This is a genomic window from Staphylococcus caprae (genome assembly GCF_002902725.1).
GTDB classification, from domain to species: Bacteria; Bacillota; Bacilli; order Staphylococcales; family Staphylococcaceae; genus Staphylococcus; species Staphylococcus caprae.
On the sequence record NZ_PPRT01000041.1, the window covers coordinates 1 to 1,085 of the forward strand.

2 protein-coding genes are annotated in these 1,085 nt (G+C 32.3%); both read right to left on the reverse strand.

Annotated features, from left to right (window positions below; genetic code table 11):
• Positions 1 to 391, reverse strand: a 391-nt coding sequence (locus CD155_RS08825; protein ID WP_103213102.1) for a hypothetical protein, incomplete at its 3' end; no start/stop codon positions are given.
• 458 nt (positions 392 to 849) lie between these two features.
• Positions 850 to 1,085: DUF334 domain-containing protein (locus CD155_RS08830; RefSeq protein WP_142382853.1), on the reverse strand; the 236-nt coding region annotated here is incomplete at its 5' end.

The following is a 1,085-nucleotide window of genomic DNA, read 5'->3' on the forward strand; positions in this document are numbered from 1 at the left end:
CAGCAGCAATTCTGCTTGCCCATTTATTCGATAAATAGATAGTCACAGTGCCATCTTTATGAACAACATATTTATTTGTACCACCTTTTGCTCGGTTTTGTAACATGCTTTCTAATTCAGGATCTTTTTTTATTTGTCCTTTATCTCTTAATTCACGATAAAATTGACTATCTGAAGATGTATATTCTTCATCACCATTATCTTTTATCTCTTTATTCCAATATTTAGTATCTGGTCTAGGAATGTCTTTAAGGTTTTTTGATGCATTTTCACTCTGAGCATTTGAATTATTAGCTTGATTAGTTTCTGCTTTAGCTCCATCTGTTAGAAATGGCGAAGATATACCTGTAAGTAATAAGGCCCCTGCTACTGATAATGCTACTTTTTTCATTTTAAAAACCTCCTTTAAAAGATACTTTTAGAATATAACAAATAAATAAAATAATAAAGATAGCGCTATCAAGAAACTTACTATTACTTGCAAATATTTTTTAAATAGTAAATTAAATATAACTAAAATTATAGAAAAAAATATATACATACATAAGCATACACGAACATAATCCAACAGAAATAATACAAAACCTATTGCTCCCCAAACGTATCCAATGCCATAAACCCAACGTTTTACTTCAGAATAATTAAAGTCCAAATATAATCACCAAATTTTCTCTATATTTACTCTATTGCATTATTCCAATTCCTCTATTTGCCGACGATTCTGCGCTCCTTAATAATCCTAAAGCTGTCCATCGGTCGATTTGATAGCTGACGCTATCCGACCGCTGGCGCTTTTAGTCTAATTAAGGGCTCTCATCGACAAATAGATTTTCTCGGCATAATAGCGTGCTAATATCTATATTTGTGTTCTAAAGCCAATATAAGCCATATCAGCGTCGCTAATAGTAAATAAGGTATCAAGTATCCTAAATGCCATAAAAATGCTACAAAGCCTTCTGAGTGCTTTATTTGATATTCTAGCCCTTTATACATGTGGTCAAATCCTAAAACATTGAATAAACCACCCATGAATGTAGCGACAACGCTAATCAATAAAACGGCAAATAGTGTCAACATCAACGCTG